The sequence below is a fragment of the Gordonibacter faecis genome (assembly GCF_030077735.1).
GTDB lineage: Bacteria > Actinomycetota > Coriobacteriia > Coriobacteriales > Eggerthellaceae > Gordonibacter > Gordonibacter faecis.
On sequence record NZ_JASJEU010000022.1, the window covers coordinates 125819 to 142443 of the forward strand.

The following is a 16625-nucleotide window of genomic DNA, read 5'->3' on the forward strand; positions in this document are numbered from 1 at the left end:
CAACCTGCGTATAAAAAGAGAGAGCCCGGGGGCTCTCTCCAAAAGAACGTGCTGCGAAGTGGGGCTTAGCGCTTGCTGAACTGCGGGCGCTTGCGGGCCTTCTTCAGACCGTACTTCTTGCGCTCGACCATACGGGCATCACGCGTGAGGTAGCCGGCCTTCTTCAGTTCGCCGCGGTAATCGCCAGCTGCGAGCAGGGCGCGGGCGATGCCGTGACGCAGCGCGCCAGCCTGGCCCGAGATGCCGCCGCCATCAATGCGAGCGATAACGTCGAAGTGATCCATCGTGTCGGTCACCTTGAACGGTGCCTTAGCGTAGTTGAGCAGCGCTTCACGACCGAAGTACTGAGCGCCCTCGCGGCCGTTGACCGTCACCTTGCCGGTGCCGGGGACGAGGCGCACGCGAGCGACGGCGTTCTTCCTGCGGCCGGTGCCGTAATACAGAGCTTCACCTGCCATGTCTAACCCTCCATCTTAATCTCGCGAGGCTTCTGAGCCATGTGCGGATGCTCCGCACCGGCGTACACCTTGAGCTTCTTGCCCATGGCGCGTCCGAGCGTGTTCTTCGGCAGCATGCCCTTAACGGCATGCTCAATCACGCGCTCCGGATGCTTGGTCATAGCCTCGTTGAAGGTCTCGGACTTCAGGCCACCCGGGAAACCGCTGTGACGGTAGTAACGCTTTTCCTCGGCCTTGTTGCCCGTCACGCGGATTTTGTCCGCGTTGATGATGACCACGAAATCACCGGTGTCAACATGGGGCGTGTACTGCGGCTTATGCTTGCCCTTGAGGATCTGCGCGGCCTTCACGGCGACGCGGCCCAGCACCTGGTCCGTGGCGTCGATCAAGACCCATTCGCGCTCAACTTCGTTGGGCTTCGCGTAATACGTCTTCACTATCTTCCTCCAATAATCCTTCATTCCGCCGTGCGCGCGCAAACGCGCCCGCCGGTTCGCCGTCATCCACGCTCCCGGGTGGCTCCTTGGAAGCAGGGCCTCCGAACCTCCCCCGCAGCGGGGAAACAGCTTGTTTGTTTTCAAAAGTGCAGTTCCAACAGATGCCGGTTTCCTACGCCGGCGCACGTCTTCGGGCCTGGACTCCCTCGGGCGCGCTCCCGTCTTCCACTGCATACACGGGGCTTTTGAAAGCGAACCTTTGCATTGTAAACAGCGGCAGCCCGCGAAGTCAACGCATTTTCCCCACGTTATGCCTGATTCTCACAAAGAGAATGCATCAGGGAACATCAAGGAACATCGGGGGACGCCGCTTCAGTGCGCGCCCATGCAAAGACCCCCGCGCAAGGACGGGGGTCGAAGGGAGGGAGACTCTGTTTCCCCGCCGCGGGGAGGGGTGCGGCGGGGCTAGTATGCTTACGCCTCGGCCAGTTCGTGGCCCAGGAGATAGCCGTAGGTGATGCAGCGGCCGTGGCTGTTGCCGGCCACGTTGATGGGGTAGTCAACTGCGGTGATGTCACCCATGCAGTTGCCCAGCGCGTACAGGCCCTCGATGGGAGCGCCCTCAGCGTCGAGGCACTGGAAGTCGACGTTCGTGCGCAGGCCGCCCGTGATGGCCAGCAGCGCGGGACCAACCTTCAGCGCGTAGAACGGACCCTGCTTGACCGGGGTCAGGAACACGGGCTTCTTGTAGTAGTCGGTGTCTTCACCCTGCTCACACATGCCGTTGTAGCGGTCGACCGTGGCCTTCAGCGTGGCCGCGTCGCAGCCGATCTGCTTCGCCAAGTCCTCAATGGTGTCGGCCTGGTAGGCGTTGCCCTGCTTGATGTATTCCGGAATCTGCGTCTCAAAGTACTGGGGCGCCAGCTCAAGGTCGCTGCCGTAGGGGCGGAAGGAATCCCAGAACATGCCGCCGCCGTAGGGCAGGCCGTTTACCAGGTCGGTCTTCCAGTTGGCGTCGAAGATGGACCATGCCTCGCCGTTGGGCTGGCGGTTGATGGCCAGCGACTTGCCCTGCACCCAGGTGTCTTCGCACATGAAGCGCTCGCCGTTGTCGTTCACGAACAAAAACGGGCCGTGGAACCAGCAGAACGCCTGCGGGTGCATCATCGTGGGAAGCGGCAGGTCTTGCAGCTGCGCGCCGGCCCACATACCCATCTTGTGGCCGTCGCCCGTGTTCACACCGACGGGGGTGTACTGGCTGCGCGGCTGGCCGTATTCCACACAGACCGGCGCGTAGGCCTTGCACATTTCAATGTCGCCGCTGATGTCGCCCGTGCACAGCACCACGCCCTTGCTGGCGTTGTACTGCACGTAGCCGTCCTTTGTCTCGCAGATGCAGCCCGTCACCTTGTTGCCGTCCTTCACCAGCTGCACGGCCGGCGCATCGAACACGAACTCGGCGCCGTCTTTCACGGCGTCGTTGTAGCAGAGTTCAGCACCCGCAAAACCGGTGGAAGTGAGGCCCGCCTCTTTCGGGATCATGAGCATGTGGTAGCCCGGCTGCTCGGCGTACACGTCGTCATGGCTGTAGAACGCGCCCACCATGGCCGATCCGCCCAGGGCCTCAGCCTTGGCGAGCAGCCAATTGGAGGCTTCCTCAGAGTTGTTGAAGAACTTCACGATGAGGTCTTCGTTCGCGCGGCTGGCACACTGGGCGATCCAGTGCTGCTTGGCGTTGACCTTGTCCACCTTGATGCCCAGCTCATCCATGTAGTGCGAGTTGATGGCGCCGAAGCCACCGCCGCGGCCGTTCCAGCTGGAGGTCTTCTCGACGACGGTCACCTTGCCGCCCTTTTCGGCCGCAGCCGCAGCGCACGCGCAGCCTGCCAGGCCCGCGCCAACAATGAGGATGTCGGTGTCAACCGTTTCCTTGATGTCGGTGATAGGCTCGGGAGCAACTTCCCACGCGTACTGCGCCTGGCCCTGCGCCCCGGCGGCATCGCCCTTGGGCGCGTCTTCCTTGGAGGCTGGCGCGCAGCCGGCGAGACCAGCGGCACCCGCGGCAACGGCGGCCGTGGCGCCCAGGCCCAAGAACGCGCGGCGCGACAAACCCTGGCGCGCGGTGCTCTCGTTCGAATTATCCATGGTGTAACCCCTTCCCTACAACGCGCGAGGCCCCTCGCTCCGCGCTCTATCGTGTGTGGAAAAACGTGTACGCCCGTGCGTGCCGGTTGGCTGTCGGGCGTTCGCGCTTTCCCTCCCGCAGCGCATAATGGCGAAGAGTGCGCGCGGCGTCATCGATCGAAGTGGCCCATTTCCGCAGGAAAGTGCCGTATGGGCCGCTTTGGCTCATGGTGAGACTTGCGCGAGCGCGGTTGGTTTGTTAGGTTTGCGGGTGGGAGAATGCCCGCGCGGAGCCGACGAGCGGCGGCGCGGGGCGAAAGGCGGAGGGGCGCATGGGCGCGAAACGAAATGAGGAAGGCGGCGGCGCGTTTTCGGGCTGGCGGCTTTTGGGGTTGGCGTTTTGGCAGGCGTGGCAGATGATGGCCATGTGCACCGACACGGTGATTCCTGCGACGGGCGCGTTTGTATTTGCGGGCAACACCGTGTTGCTGGTGTTGGTATTGATGACGGTGGGCTACGTAGCAGCGATCGCGTTGTCGCGGCGCTTTTCGCCGTTTGTTGCGCGGCGGTCGTGCTTTGTGGCGGCGGGCGGACTTACGGCCGTGGGCACATTGTTGGTACCGGTGGCGCTCACACTGGGGGCAGTCACTGGTGCTGGAAGCGGGGCCGAGGGCGCGTGGTTCGCCGTATTTGTCGTGGGGGCCGCGGCGCTGGCGTTTGGCAACGCACTCTTACTAATAATGTGGGGCGAGCTGTGGAGCGCGCTTGCCACGGGGCGCGTCGGGCGGCATCTGTATGTGTCGTACACGTTCGCGTTCGTGCTGTTCTTTATAGGGTATGCTCTGCCCCGGCCGGCAGCCGTTGCGTTTACGGCGGCGCTGCCGGTGATTTCGGCGTGCGTGCTGCACGCTTGCAAGAAGGAGCCGCGCCGCGAGCCCTCGGTGCTGCCGCTGGACGTGAAGACCATTCCTGTGGTGCGCATTCTGGCGTGCATCCTGGTGATAAGTGTGGTGTATGGGCTGTCGCAAGGCATGGTGAACACCTTTGCCGAGGGCGACAGTGCGTTCATGGGCAAAACGCTGCTGCTGGCGGGGCTGGCCATTGCGGCCATCACGCTGTCGATGGTAGTGGCGCCCTCGTCGGCCGAGCCGCTGGCGCTGTATCGGCCGGTCATCCCTGCCATGATGGCGGGACTTATCTTGCTGTTGCTGTTGCCGGCGCCGTATCGCTTCGTGGGCGCAGGGCTGGTTATCATGGGCGTGTACTGCCTGGACATGTTCATGATGCTGGTGTCCACCGATGTGGCGTTTCGCGGACGCATTCCCGTGGCGCTGTCGTTTGGCCTGGTTATATTGTGCGCGCGCACCGGGACGCTCATTGGGTCGGTAGCGGCCGACGGCCTCTTGGGGAGCGAGGCATGGTCGGCCGCGCTGCGCACCGACGTGTTCTTGCTGGGTGTGCTGGCGCTGACGTTCGTGGGCATGCTGTTCTTCACGCAAGCCGACGTGCAGAAACTCTACGCCACCCCGCGCGCCCAAGCGGCCGAGGCCACGCTTGAACAGAAGTGCGCACACATTGCCTCGTTGTGCCGGCTGACGAACCGCGAGTCCGAGGTGCTGGTGCTGCTGGCCCGCGGCCGCACCGTTCGCTACATCTGCGACGAGCTCTCCATCGCCCAAGGCACCGCAAAACATCATGTGAGCAACATCTACCGCAAAGTAGGTGTCTTCGACCGCCAAGGCCTCCTCGACACCATAGAACAAGGCGGCGTCGGATTGGGTGCGTGGAGCTAAGAACGACGGCACCGTTGCCGAGAAGTTGGAGAAGTAGGTCCTCATGCGCTCAGCCCCCGCGGTGGGCGGGGGCTGAGGGGAGGGAAGGAAGGGTTTGTTGTGCTCCGTCGCTGGAGCGGCGGAGGGTGGTGGTTAGGCGGTGGGTACTGCGCCGGTGTGAGGGGTGATGACGATGCTTGGGCCGGTGGTGTCTTCGGGGAGACCGAGGGTGGTCACCACGTCGCCGTAGGTGGCGCGCAATTCTTCAAGTTCGCCGAACTCGAGCGCGTTGAACGGGCAAGCCGCTACGCACACGGGCTGCTCGCCGGCGGCTACGCGGTCGGCGCACAGGTCGCACTTCGTCATCTTGCCAGCCACTTCGTCGTACTGCGGCGCGCCATAAGGGCAGGCCTCAAAGCAGTACTTGCAGCCGATGCACAGCTCGCCGTCGTAGGTGACGATGCCGGTCTTGCCATCCTTGTCGATAGCGCCGGCCGGACACACACCCAGGCACGCCGGACGCTCGCAGTGGTTACACGACATAGACGTGTAGAACGCGAACGCATCATGCACGTAGCCGTTGCCGGCGGCCGTGAACGTACCGCCCTCCTGTTCGAACACGTGGCGGAACAGTCGCGCGTCATCGAGGTTCTTCTCATCTTTGCAGGCCATCTGGCAGGCATGGCAGCCAGTGCACAGGTCCTGGCGAATATGGAATCCGTACTGAGTCATAGCGTCATCGCCTCCTAGAGCTTCGCGACTTCAACGAGGTTAGTGTGTTGCGTATTTCCTTGCGTCCACGCCGTACGAGCCGACGAAGTAAGCACGTTTACGCAACCATTTTGATCGACGCCTTCGGCATCCGGGTTGTACCAAGAACCGGTAGGAGCCGCCACACAACCAGGTACGATGCGGGTCGTCACCTTCGCCGTAATCTTCATAGCGCCGCGGTCATTCTTCACCAGCACCTTGTCGCCATCGGCAATACCACGTGCTTCAGCATCGAGCGGGTTGATCCACAGTTCGGTGTCCTGCGTCTGCTGGAGCCACGGGTGCGTGAAGTAGCTCGAATTGTCACGCGCCTTCGTCTTCCAACCGATGAGCTGGAGCGAGTAGGTTACGGCCAGTTCCGTTCCCGGGCCTTCCGCGACGGGTACGTAGTGAGGTGTCGCGGGAATTTCGGGGTTCTTCATGTCGTAAAGCTTCTTCGAGAACAGCTCGATCTTTCCGGAATCCGTCTTAAACGGATTGTTCTTCGGGTCATCAATCTGATCTTTGAAAGCCACGCGCGGCTCTTCCTTCTTGAAGAAGGCAACACCCTCTTTCGTCAGCGTGTCGAAGTCGGGCAGGTTGTGGTCGGAGAACTCCTTCTGAGTTTCCTCCACCATGTAGCGCACCCATTCTTCCTCGGTCTTGCCGCCGGTGAACGCGTCCTTGACCCCCATGCGATCAGCGCATTCGGCCAACCAGTCGTACTCAGAACGCGCTTCACCCAGCGGTTCGGAGATCTTCTGGGATAGAATGAAGTAGTCGCCGTTATTCCAGGTGCCGCCGACGTTCCAACGCTCGAAGCACGTGCACGCAGGCAACACGATGTCAGACCACTGAGCCGTCGGCGTCATCAGCACATCGGAGCAGATGATGCACTCGACCTTGCTCTCGTCCTCAAGGATGGCGCGCACGCGGTTCAAGTCGGGACCGGACGTCATCATGAAGTCGCTCGCAATGTTCCAGATCATCTTGACGGGATACTCAAGCCTGTCGACGCCCTTGAGGCCGTTTTCCTTTGTGAGGGAGGTATGGTCGTCGATAGCGTCGATCCAGCCTGACGACATGGGAACAGACGCGGATTCGAATTCCAAGTCCTCGGGCAGATCGGCCATTCCCAAGGGGAAGTTGCGGGTGAAGCCGTTATACGCACCGGCCCAGCCGCCCACCTTGCCGACGTTACCCGTGATGCAGCCCAGCATGCCGCCGCCAAGCGCCGTACGCTCACCGCACGCGTGGCGCTGCGGGCCCCAGCCTTCGATGAGGGCCGCGGGCTTCGTGGTGGCGTACTCGCGGGCAATGCGGCGAATGGTTTCGGCCGGCACTTTGCAAATGCCTTCGGCCCATTCGGGCGTCTTCGGCGTGCCGTCGGCCACGCCCTCAAGATAGGCGCGATAGGACTGGTTCGGCTCAACGCCTTCGGGCATATGCTCTTCGTCGAAGCCAACGACATACTTGTCGAGGAACTCCTGGTCATGCAGTCCCTCGGTAACGATGACGTAAGCCATCGCATCCATGAGTGCGTTGTCAGTAGTGGGCAGCAGCGGAATCCACTCATCGGCCAACTCTACCGCGGTGTTCGAATAACGCGGATCAACAACGATGAACTTGCAGCCGTTTTCCTTCATCTGGCGGAAGTAGTAGTTCGACAGGCCAAAGATGGTTTCGGCAGGGTTGTGGCCCCAAAGAATGACGAGTTTCGTATCTTTAAGGCTGGCCAGGCTGGAGCCCGTGTTGGCAATGCCAAACATGGAGGGCGTAGCCGTGCCCGTGTTACCCATGGACACCGAGTTGTAGCAACCGATATGACCACCCGTCACGTCGCAGAAGCGCGCGGCCAAGTCGGCACGCACAATGTTGCCACCCGTGTCGCCCGTTCCGATCTGCACATAGCGCGCCAGCGGGCCGTATTCCTTCAGGATACGTTCGTTCTCGCTGACGATGTAGTCGATGGCTTCATCCCAGCTGATGGGCTCAAACTTGCCCTCGCCGCGCTTGCCCACGCGCTTCATGGGATGCTGCAAGCGATCAGGGTGGTACTGCCACTTGCGATACGAACGGCCACGCACGCACGCCTTGCCGCAAGGCGCGTCCTCGTTCGGCTGGTACGGGTCACGCGTGTCAATCTTCGTGATGGCGCCGTCCTTCACATGGGCCTTGATCAGGCACTTGCCGCCGCAGTCAAACGTCGAGCACGTGTTAACAATCTGCGTGCCATCGTCGGCTGCCTTCGCGGCACCTTCCACAGCTGCCTCCTTGTCGCCCTTCGGCGCGCATCCGCCGAACAGAAGCGTGCTCGCGCCCACGGCGCCTGTCAGCGCCAGAAACGACCGACGAGACAATCCGGTTTTCTGCATACGTCATCCTCCCCCTTCGTTACACGATTCTCCTCCGAGGCTGGCGCGCGAGCATGGTGCGGTTCCCCCGCCGCTCGCGTCCCCTCGTCTTGGTGGTTATCGTACGCGCGAAATATTACGCGCCGTATATTCCGCGGATTATTTTTTGATTACCAGATATTACTGAAGTATTAATGACCTTATGGAGCGCATTTTACCTGGTCGCAAGCGCGGCCCTCGCCGCGACCCGCCCCGCGCCAGGCGTTGCCCACGCCTCAGCGCACGGCGGCGAACTTGTAGCCCACGCCCCACACCGTCAGCACAAGGCGCGGCTTCGACGGATCGTCTTCCACCTTCTCGCGAATTTTGCGAATGAACACGGTGATGGTGTTCGCATCGCTCACGGCATCCTCGCCCCACACGCCCTCGAACAGCTGCTCGCGCGTGAACACTTGGCCGGGGTGCTGTGCCATGAACGCAAGGATTTCGAACTCCTTGGCGGTGAGGTCAAGGGAGCGGCCGCCCTTCGTTGCCTCGTAGCTTCCCAGGTCAAGCACAAGGTCGCCTGCCTCCACGGTCGTGCGCTTCGCCGCGGCGCCCGCGCGGGAATGCTCGCGACGGCGCAGCAACGCTTCAATGCGCAACGCCAGTTCAGCGGGGCTAAACGGCTTCACCAGATAGTCGTCGCAGCCCATTTTGAATCCCATGCTTTTGTCCACGATGTCACCCTTGGCGGACAAAAACATCACGGGCACGTCTTGGTCGCGGCGGCGAATGGCATCGCAGGCATCAAACCCATTCACATCAGGCATCATGACATCGAGAATAACCAGGTCAGGGGCCTGCTCGTCAAACAGCGCAAGCGCTTCCGCACCGTTTTTTGCGTAGAGGAATTCATGGCCGGCTTCCCGCACAATGTGTTCGACCACCTTTTTCATGCTTGCTTCGTCGTCAGCCAGCAGTATGCGCGCCATCGGCCTACTCCCCCTCTTCGCACTTCCCGGCCTTCCCTTGCACCGGGAACGTCGCCGTAAACACGCTGCCTTTGCCCAGCGTGCTTTCCATCTCTACCGTGCCGCCATGCAACTCCATGAGGTCGCGCGCAAGCGACAGGCCCAAACCGCTGCCATTGTAGCGGCGCGAGGCCGAAGCGTCACCCTGCGTGAATTTGTCGAAGATGAACGGCGCATCCGCCGGGTCGATACCGATGCCGTCGTCGGCCACCGCAATGCGCACGACCTGCGCAGCGGAGTCAAATGTGGCACTGATGGCAATGTGGCCGCCCGCGGGCGTGAACTTCACGGCATTGCCCGCGAGGTTCTCCACCACGCGGCGCGCCTTGTCCGCGTCAGCCATGATGAGCGGCACGTCACGCCCCACCTCCACGGTGAGCTGGACTTCCTTGGCTTGCGCGAGAGGCTCAAGCGCGGCTTCCACGCTGTTCACGATGTCGGCCACATCCACCAGCATGGGCGCGAACTCACTCTTGCCCGCCTCCAGGCGCGCCACGTCCAAAATGTTGTTGATGCGGCTGAGCAAGATAGCGGCGTTCTGGCGCACCTCGCCCAGAATGCGTGCGCGTTGGCCTTGCGCGTCATCCTCCTGCTGCTGAAGTATTTCCGTGAAGGCAATGACCGAGGTCAGCGGCGTGCGCAGCTCATGACTCATCATGGCCAGGAAGTCAGACTTGTAGCGGCTTTCCTCGGACAGGCGCTCGTTCATAGCTTCCAGTTGTTCGCGCTGGCGCAGCAGTTCCTCGTTCGCCACCACCAACTGGCCGGCACGCACCTCCACCTGGCTTTCCAAATCGTCGTAGAGCGCATTGAGCTCGGAGCTCATTGTTTCGAAGTATTCCGCCAAATCGTGCACCTCACCGTCGCCGCGCACGTCCTTCACGTCCACGGCAAAGCGGCCTGCATCCGTCACGCGTACGGCATTCTTCAAGCGCTCAAGCGGCGCCGTGACAAAGCGGTTCACGAAGAAGTAGACAGACACCACGCACGCCACCATCAGCACGAAAAACAGCAGCGCCTCGCGCGCGACGTTCTGCGCGATACTCTCGTCGTAGATGGCGGAGGGCACCACAACGCTGATCACGCCATACAGATCACCGATGGCCATACCCTCTTTCGCGTGGCCGGTCACGTCCATTTCGCCCGCCGGACTGCCGTGGCAGGACAAACAGCTGTCGTCGATGCGCAGCGGCGTGACATAGCGCAGCGCGTTTTGGTCGTCGAAGGTGGCCATCTCGTCGTATTCGGCGAGGCCCGGGTCTTCGCGGAAACGCTCCATGACCTGGCCTTCGAATTTGTCCGTGGCGTGCGCAGAGTTGCGCGGACTGTCGCTCACGTAGCGAATTTTGTAATCGGTGCCTTGCGAAAAATGCCCGCTCACGCTCAGGCCCACGATGGAGCAATGCAGACCCTTGAAATCGTAGTTGCCCTGAGAGTCGTAATTGATGCGGTTCTGATTTATGGCCATGAAATCCCACATGGCATTCAGCTGCCGTGTGAGCATGCTGGCCTGTTCGCGCATGGCAGCTTGCGCCTGCTCGCGCTGGGACGTGTACGACCACGCCACATTCAGCACCATGAGCAGGGCTATTATCACAACGGTGGGTACCGCCAGTTTGTACTTCAGCTTCCCGTGCATACAACACCCCTCCCCCTTTGCGTCGCCACCATAGCATACTGGCGGGCGCGCGAAAGAGAGAAGGGGCGAATGTTGCAGGGACGCGGACAAAAGCGCGCTCACGCACGGAGGGGCGAAAAGTGCGGCGGATTATGCGCGGGCGGGGGTGCCGTGGCGCAGCTGGTTGTGCGCGAGGCACATTCCCGTGCGCGGCGTGAAACGCGGAAGCCGGCGGCTTACTTCCCGCTGAACAGGCCTCCTAGTTTGCCGAGGAGGTCACCCGGGTTGTCGCCGAGGAAGTCGCCGACCACTTCCATGACGGCATTCAGGTTGAGTTCCTTGCCTTCCAGAAGCGGCTCGACAGCTTTCACGACATCGCACACTTCGTCATCGGTCAGATCGAGGCCGGTGGCGCCTTTGATGGCGGCGGCGGGATCCACGCCGAACTGCTTCAGGCTCTCCGGGTCGTCGGCGGCGGACTTGAGCAACTGTCCCACAATTTCTTGGACATCCATGGCATTCCCCTTCAACTAATGATTGTAGCGGTGCAGGAAAAACCTGCCCTCCCTCTAGGGGAATTATAATGGGGCGCATGCTCAGGAGCAGGCAAAGGCCCTGTTCAAGCAAAGATTGAAGCGCAAGGAGAGGGACGCATGGCAACGAAGAAAACCGACGAAGCCCCCGAGGACAAGCCCGCGAAGACAAAGAAAGCGGCTCCGAAGAGCACGTCGAAGACCGAAGACAAAGCCGAAGCAAAGGCTGCGGAAACCGAGGCAGCGAAGGCCGCTGAACCCGCACCGCAAGCCGACGCCCCTGATGAGAAGCCCGCGCCGAAGGAGCACAAAGAGCGCACCTTCGTCGACGCGAAAACCGGCAAGACTATCTCCCACCCGCACCAGGGCGGCACGGACGCAGCCACGAAGGCCGTCCGCGACGAGATGCACGCCGAGCGCAAGGGCGCGGCACTGCCGTTCCGCATTGGCGCCATTGTGCTGTGGGCGCTGGGCATTGCGTGCGAGGTCATGGCCATTCTCGTGATGAACGGCACGCTGTTTCTTCCCGGGTTCCCGAAAACCACGTGGCTCATCGTGTGGATTGTGCTTGACCTGGTGCTGGTGGTTATCGGCTCGCAGCTGTGGAAGCACGCAAACCACGTGTCGCCCGCTCCGAAAGAAAACAAGCTGGCCTACTGGGTGCAAACCGAGCTGGGTGTGATCATTGCCGCCATCGCGTTCGCACCGGTGATTATTCTGCTTCTGACGAACAAGGACTTGGACAAGAAGACGAAGCAGGTGGGCTCCATCGTGGCCGCCGTGGCGCTGGTGGCTGCCGTCGCCAGCGGCATCGACTACCACCCTGCCACGCAGGAGGACCTCGACCAGGCTGAGGCTGGCGCCGCCATTCTGTCCGACGACGGACTGGCGTATTGGACGCCCTTCGGCGAGGTGTATCACTTCAATCCCGACTGCCAGTACATCAAGAACTCGTCTACCATTTACGCTGGTAGCGTGCAGGAAGCGCTCGACGGCGGGCGCACGCGCGGCTGCTCGGGCTGCACGGTGGAAGACGGCACCGACATCCTCGGCAAGGCCGACCCCGCCGCCGTGGCTGCGGCCGCCGCGAACGCCATCAAGATAGGTGGCGAACCGGACGCCGATGCGGGCGCGGATGCCGGGTCCGCCGACGAACCCCAAACCACCGAACCCGACACCAGCGCAGACGAGCAAGAAGAGCCGGTGGAACTGCCGAAAGCCGCTTAACCCGCGCGCACGGCCCCACATTCCACCCCTGGTTCGCACCTCAAAGAGCCCGCCCCCTCACCGTGGCGGGCTCTTCGCTTTCCTGCGCCACCAATAAGTCATCCTTAGTTACCTTTTTCCTACCGCTTTGCTATCATGTTTCCCGCAAACAAGGCGCTTTGGGGAAAGCGTCGTCATCAAGGGGGTGCAAAGGGGAGAAGCCATGGACCCGTTCGTCTTCATTACCGTGGTCACGCTTGTCGCTGGGGCTGGCGGTACGGGGCTGGGCGGCGTCGTGGGCGCGCTGTTCAAGAGCGACTCCAACCGCACCGTCAGTCTACTGTTGGCGTTCGCGGGCGGCGTCATGCTGTCCATCGTGTGCTTCGACCTGCTCACCGAGTCGGTTGAGGCCGCCCAAACCTTCACCGATCACGCGCCTCTGGTGGCGGCGGGTGCGGTAACCGTGGGCGGGGCCGTGGTGTTCGGGCTGAATATGCTGATTGACTGGCGAACAAACCCAGAGGTGCCGCACGTCTCGCGCAGGAATCATCCCAAAACCCACGACGACCTTGACGAACTCATTCACGCTGATCACCTGGCCGAACACCGCAAGCGCGACGACTCCAAGATGGCCCTGTTCGTGGCCGGCATTGTGATGGCATGCGCCATCGCGCTGCACAACGTGCCCGAAGGCATGACCATTGGCGCAAGTTTTGTGGCGTCGGACAACCTGCTTTTGGGAACCGGCATGATTATGGCCGTGCTCATTGGCCTGCACAATATCCCGGAAGGCATGGCCGTGTCGGTGCCGCTTATCAACGGCGGCATGCACCGGGTACGCGCGGTGCTGGTCACAGCCGCGTGCGGCCTGCCCACCGTGCTGGGCGCGTGGCTGGGCTACTGGCTGGGCGACATCGGCCCGCTGGGGCTGTCGCTGTCGTTGGGGTTTGCAAGCGGCGCCATGCTGTACGTGGTGTTTGGCGAGATCATTCCGCAGTCGGTGCTCATGTATCGCAGCAAGCTTCCCACGTTCTTCGTGATTGTGGGCATTCTGCTGGGGCTGCTGATTATCTATTACTAAGGGAAGAGGAAGGGGCCGCAACAGAGGCCCCTTTATAGATTGGCGTAGGGCAAGGACTCTGCCCTTGCCGCTCAGCATTGATAAACTTGCAGGTCAAACGTAGTTGCCGGCAAGGGTAGAACCCTTGCCCTACGGTCAACCAGCGTTATGCGCGCGCTCTGAACCGGCGAGCGCTTATTCGTCCTTTTTGCCGAAGATGTTGTTCAGCAGATCGCCGAACGCGCCGCCCTCGCCCATGAGCGACGACACTTTCTCGCCCAGCATGTCGCCGAAACAGGCGAGCTTTTCCTGAAGTTCGCCACCCTCTTCGCCAATCTTGGCGAGCACGCCTTGCACAACAGCAGCCATGTCTTCGCCCTCAATCTGATGGCCCGTGATGTTCTCGATGGCCGCCGCCGGATCGGCGATGATCTCCTGAGCCTTTTCCGGCGCCTCGCGCAGCGCTCCCACAATCTGATCGATAATGGCCTGAATATCCATAGCAAACTCCTTTGGTCGTTAACCCCGCTGTCACCAGTATAGCGAGGTCAATTCACACAAAGAGCTGGCCGCCCTGATGTAACAAAACTTTGAAAGCCCCCGCGCGCCTGTTGCGCAACACATGCCCAAGGGCGGTTCTGGTAAACGGGTGACGCTTTTGGGGGCGGTGCGACCCTACACGGCGGCGAGGGCTTGGTCGACGTCGGCGAGCAGGTCTTCGGTGGTTTCGATGCCGCAGGAGAGGCGAATGAGGTCGGGGGTGATGCCGGCGGCGGCCAGTTCGGCTTCGTTCATCTGGCGGTGCGTCGCGTTGGCGGGATGCAGCACGCAGGTGCGCGCGTCGGCCACATGCGTGGCAATCTGCGCCAGCTTGAGATTCACCATGAATGTTTCAGCCGCGGCGCGCCCGCCGGCCACGCCGAAGCTGACCACGCCGCTTGCGCCGCTGGGCAGGTACTTTTGCGCCAGGTCGTACTGCGCGTCGCCCGGCAGGCCGGGGTAGCGCACCCACGCCACCTTCGGATGCGCAGCCAGATGCTCGGCCATGGCCAGGCCGTTTCTGTTGTGCTGCGCCATGCGCAGGTGCAGGCTTTCCAACCCCAGGTTAATATAGAAGGCGTTTTGCGGCGACTGGATGGCGCCGAAATCACGCATGAGCTGGGCCGTTGCCTTCGTAATGAATGCGCCTTCCAGGCCGAAACGCTCGGTGTAGGTCACGCCGTGGTAGCTTTCGTCGGGCTGCGTGAGGCCGGGGAATTTGTCCGCGTGCGCGCACCAGTCGAAGCGCCCGGAATCCACAATGGCCCCACCCACACTTGCGCCGTGGCCGTCGAGGTACTTCGTGGTGGAATGCGTCACGATATCCGCGCCCCACTCGATGGGCCGGCAGTTCACGGGCGTGGGGAACGTGTTGTCCACGATGAGTGGCACGCCGTGCGCATGCGCGGCCGCGGCGAAGCGTTCGATGTCGAGCACGGCGAGCGCCGGATTCGCGATAGTTTCGCCAAAAACAGCCTTGGTGTTGGGGCGGAAGGCCGCTTCCAGTTCCGCGTCCGAGCAGTCGGGCGCCACGAAGGTGCACTCCAGCCCCATGCGCCGCATCGTGTTGGCCAGCAGGTTGTACGTGCCGCCATAGATGGCCGAGCTTGCCACCACGTGGTCGCCCGCGCCGGCAATGTTGAACACGGCGAAAAAGTTCGCGGCCTGGCCCGACGAGGTAAGCATGCCGGCCGTGCCGCCTTCAAGCTCGGTGATTTTGGCGGCCACCGCGTCGTTCGTGGGATTCTGCAGACGCGTGTAGAAGTAGCCCGCTTCCTCCAGGTCGAACAGGCGGCCCATGTGCTCGCTCGTGTCAAACTTCCAGGTGGTGGACTGGTAGATGGGCAGCTGGCGCGGCTCGCCATCGCCGGGACGGTAGCCGCCCTGCACGCAAGTGGTGCCGAGAGATTCAGTTCGGTCGCTCATGTAGTGCTCCTTGTTGCGAGGGGAAAAGTCCGCATCATTATAACCACGGCTACCCGCCCGGTGGTAACGGGCAGTTCCGATACCGCGCTATCTGATATTCGGATAGTCAGGTCATCTGATTGTTCGGTATCATAGCGCACGGTAAGTGAACGCGACGCCGCCGCACGCGCGGCGTTTCAACCCGGAGGTTTTCATGCCCATCAAGATTCCTGACGCACTACCCGCCACCGACACGCTTGAAAGCGAAAACATCTTCGTGATGACGGAGCATCGCGCCATGCATCAGGACATTCGCCCGCTCAAGCTGGTAATTCTGAACCTCATGCCCACCAAAATTGTGACCGAAACGCAAATTCTCCGGAAGCTGTCGAACACGCCGCTACAGATTGAAATCAGCCTGCTGCAAACGGCCACGCACGATGCAAAAAACGTGTCTGAACAGCACCTCGACGCGTTCTACACCACGTTTGACGACATCAAGGAGCAGCATTTCGACGGCATGATTATCACGGGCGCGCCGGTGGAGCTGCTTGACTTCGAGGACGTGGATTACTGGGACGAACTCTGTCGCATCATGGCGTGGTCGGCCACCAACGTACACTCCACGTTCCACATTTGCTGGGGTGCGCAGGCTGGCATCTACTACCATTACGGCATTCCGAAATACGAGCTGCCGGAAAAGCTGTTTGGCGTGTTCGACCATGAGGTGGTGAAGCCGTCGTCGCCGCTCGTACGCGGGTTCAACGACTCGTTCCGCGCGCCGCATTCGCGCTACACCGAGGTGCACGCGGCCGACATTGAGGCGCATCCGGCGCTTGAGCTGATTGCCGTGTCCGACGAGGCTGGCGTCTACATTGCGAAGAGTACCGACAGCCGCCACTTCTTCGTGTTCGGGCACCCCGAGTACGACGCCGACACCCTCATGGCCGAGTACGAGCGCGACAGTGCGAAGGGCCTCGACATGCCGCTGCCGCGCCACTACTTCCCCGGCGACGACCCCACACGGACGCCCCGCGCCACCTGGCGCGCCCACGCGCAGCTTTTGTACACGAACTGGTTGAACTACTACGTGTACCAAACCACGCCGTATGACCTGGCTGAAGCGGGTGCGCCCGAGTTCGAGCGCGCGCCGAAGAAGCGCCCGCTGTATACGCTGCGGCCGACGATTACTTCTCCATCGGGGCAGGAGCGCGCGGGTGAATCGCGCGGCGGTGCGGGGAAAGAGGTCGACCCATTCCTGCGCCCCGAGGCCGAAGACGACGACGGCTACGACCCCTTCTCCGACCGCCCCCCAACCCCCGAACCCCCCTTCTCCCCCAACCCCTGGGACTAACC

The 16625-nt window shown here is 62.0% G+C and carries 13 protein-coding genes and 1 pseudogene; 4 read left to right on the forward strand and 10 right to left on the reverse strand.

Translation table 11 applies throughout. The features are described from left to right. Positions 1–65: 65 nt before the first annotated feature. From rpsI to QNJ86_RS11275, 3 genes are all read right to left on the reverse strand, one after another. Positions 66–458 carry a 30S ribosomal protein S9 gene (gene rpsI / locus QNJ86_RS11265; RefSeq protein ID WP_283832728.1) on the reverse strand — a complete coding sequence of 131 codons (393 nt, stop codon included), beginning with the start codon at positions 456–458 and terminating at the stop codon, positions 66–68. A gap of 2 nt (positions 459–460) precedes the next feature. Continuing rightward, a complete protein-coding gene (gene rplM / locus QNJ86_RS11270) occupies positions 461–895 on the reverse strand; it encodes a 50S ribosomal protein L13 (protein ID WP_347278125.1) in 435 nt (144 codons plus the stop codon). A 474-nt stretch (positions 896–1369) separates the two neighbouring features. Next, the gene (locus tag QNJ86_RS11275; protein ID WP_283832729.1) at positions 1370–3040 is read right to left on the reverse strand and encodes an FAD-dependent oxidoreductase; all 1671 of its coding nucleotides are present in this window, start codon (positions 3038–3040) and stop codon (positions 1370–1372) included. Positions 3041–3351: 311 nt separating this feature from the next. Here QNJ86_RS11275 and QNJ86_RS11280 point away from each other — a divergent pair, with 311 nt between their 5' ends. Further along, complete coding sequence (locus QNJ86_RS11280) at positions 3352–4812, forward strand: helix-turn-helix transcriptional regulator (RefSeq protein ID WP_283832730.1); 1461 nt, start codon at positions 3352–3354, stop codon at positions 4810–4812. A 132-nt stretch (positions 4813–4944) separates the two neighbouring features. Here the strand turns inward: QNJ86_RS11280 and QNJ86_RS11285 are convergent, their stop codons facing one another. From QNJ86_RS11285 to QNJ86_RS11305, 5 genes are all read right to left on the reverse strand, one after another. Continuing rightward, complete coding sequence (locus tag QNJ86_RS11285; RefSeq protein WP_283832731.1) at positions 4945–5523, reverse strand: DMSO/selenate family reductase complex B subunit; 579 nt, start codon at positions 5521–5523, stop codon at positions 4945–4947. Between the two features lie 14 nt (positions 5524–5537). Further along, positions 5538–7916: a DMSO/selenate family reductase complex A subunit gene (locus tag QNJ86_RS11290; RefSeq protein WP_283832732.1), complete on the reverse strand. Its 2379-nt coding sequence runs from the start codon at positions 7914–7916 to the stop codon at positions 5538–5540. 254 nt (positions 7917–8170) lie between these two features. Then, on the reverse strand, positions 8171–8869 hold the full coding sequence (locus tag QNJ86_RS11295; protein WP_283832733.1) for a response regulator transcription factor: 699 nt from the start codon (positions 8867–8869) through the stop codon (positions 8171–8173). Between the two features lie 4 nt (positions 8870–8873). Continuing rightward, positions 8874–10547, reverse strand: a complete 1674-nt coding sequence (locus tag QNJ86_RS11300; RefSeq protein ID WP_283832734.1) for an ATP-binding protein — start codon at positions 10545–10547, stop codon at positions 8874–8876. Positions 10548–10762: 215 nt separating this feature from the next. Next, positions 10763–11041 (reverse strand): homocitrate synthase, encoded by a 279-nt coding sequence (locus QNJ86_RS11305; RefSeq protein WP_283832735.1) that lies wholly within the window; start codon positions 11039–11041, stop codon positions 10763–10765. Positions 11042–11179: 138 nt separating this feature from the next. Between QNJ86_RS11305 and QNJ86_RS11310 the strand changes: the two genes are divergently transcribed. Together QNJ86_RS11310 and QNJ86_RS11315 are read left to right on the forward strand one after the other, a co-directional pair. Further along, complete coding sequence (locus tag QNJ86_RS11310; protein ID WP_283832736.1) at positions 11180–12286, forward strand: hypothetical protein; 1107 nt, start codon at positions 11180–11182, stop codon at positions 12284–12286. 202 nt (positions 12287–12488) lie between these two features. Next, positions 12489–13346, forward strand: coding sequence for a ZIP family metal transporter (locus tag QNJ86_RS11315; protein ID WP_283832737.1), 858 nt, complete (start codon positions 12489–12491; stop codon positions 13344–13346). 174 nt (positions 13347–13520) lie between these two features. Here the strand turns inward: QNJ86_RS11315 and QNJ86_RS11320 are convergent, their stop codons facing one another. Together QNJ86_RS11320 and QNJ86_RS11325 are read right to left on the reverse strand one after the other, a co-directional pair. After that, positions 13521–13826 (reverse strand): hypothetical protein, encoded by a 306-nt coding sequence (locus QNJ86_RS11320; protein WP_283832738.1) that lies wholly within the window; start codon positions 13824–13826, stop codon positions 13521–13523. A gap of 174 nt (positions 13827–14000) precedes the next feature. Next, positions 14001–15290 (reverse strand): O-acetylhomoserine aminocarboxypropyltransferase/cysteine synthase family protein, encoded by a 1290-nt coding sequence (locus tag QNJ86_RS11325; protein ID WP_283832739.1) that lies wholly within the window; start codon positions 15288–15290, stop codon positions 14001–14003. Between the two features lie 193 nt (positions 15291–15483). On the opposite strand from QNJ86_RS11325, the pseudogene metA reads away from it, so the two are divergent. Next, positions 15484–16407 (forward strand): annotated as a pseudogene (metA, locus tag QNJ86_RS11330) (homoserine O-acetyltransferase MetA); the annotation flags it as partial. Positions 16408–16625 lie beyond the last annotated feature (218 nt).

Bases quoted from the DNA above. Each gene is read 5' to 3' on its own strand.
- QNJ86_RS11325 (WP_283832739.1), bottom strand. From the start codon at position 15,290: ATGAGCGACCGAACTGAATCTCTCGGCACCACTTGCGTGCAGGGCGGC.
- QNJ86_RS11300 (WP_283832734.1), bottom strand. From the start codon at position 10,547: ATGCACGGGAAGCTGAAGTACAAACTGGCGGTACCCACCGTTGTGATA.
- QNJ86_RS11310 (WP_283832736.1), top strand. From the start codon at position 11,180: ATGGCAACGAAGAAAACCGACGAAGCCCCCGAGGACAAGCCCGCGAAG.
- QNJ86_RS11275 (WP_283832729.1), bottom strand. From the start codon at position 3,040: ATGGATAATTCGAACGAGAGCACCGCGCGCCAGGGTTTGTCGCGCCGC.
- QNJ86_RS11320 (WP_283832738.1), bottom strand. From the start codon at position 13,826: ATGGATATTCAGGCCATTATCGATCAGATTGTGGGAGCGCTGCGCGAG.
- QNJ86_RS11295 (WP_283832733.1), bottom strand. From the start codon at position 8,869: ATGGCGCGCATACTGCTGGCTGACGACGAAGCAAGCATGAAAAAGGTG.
- QNJ86_RS11315 (WP_283832737.1), top strand. From the start codon at position 12,489: ATGGACCCGTTCGTCTTCATTACCGTGGTCACGCTTGTCGCTGGGGCT.
- QNJ86_RS11290 (WP_283832732.1), bottom strand. From the start codon at position 7,916: ATGCAGAAAACCGGATTGTCTCGTCGGTCGTTTCTGGCGCTGACAGGC.
- QNJ86_RS11305 (WP_283832735.1), bottom strand. From the start codon at position 11,041: ATGGATGTCCAAGAAATTGTGGGACAGTTGCTCAAGTCCGCCGCCGAC.
- QNJ86_RS11285 (WP_283832731.1), bottom strand. From the start codon at position 5,523: ATGACTCAGTACGGATTCCATATTCGCCAGGACCTGTGCACTGGCTGC.
- QNJ86_RS11280 (WP_283832730.1), top strand. From the start codon at position 3,352: ATGGGCGCGAAACGAAATGAGGAAGGCGGCGGCGCGTTTTCGGGCTGG.
- rpsI (WP_283832728.1), bottom strand. From the start codon at position 458: ATGGCAGGTGAAGCTCTGTATTACGGCACCGGCCGCAGGAAGAACGCC.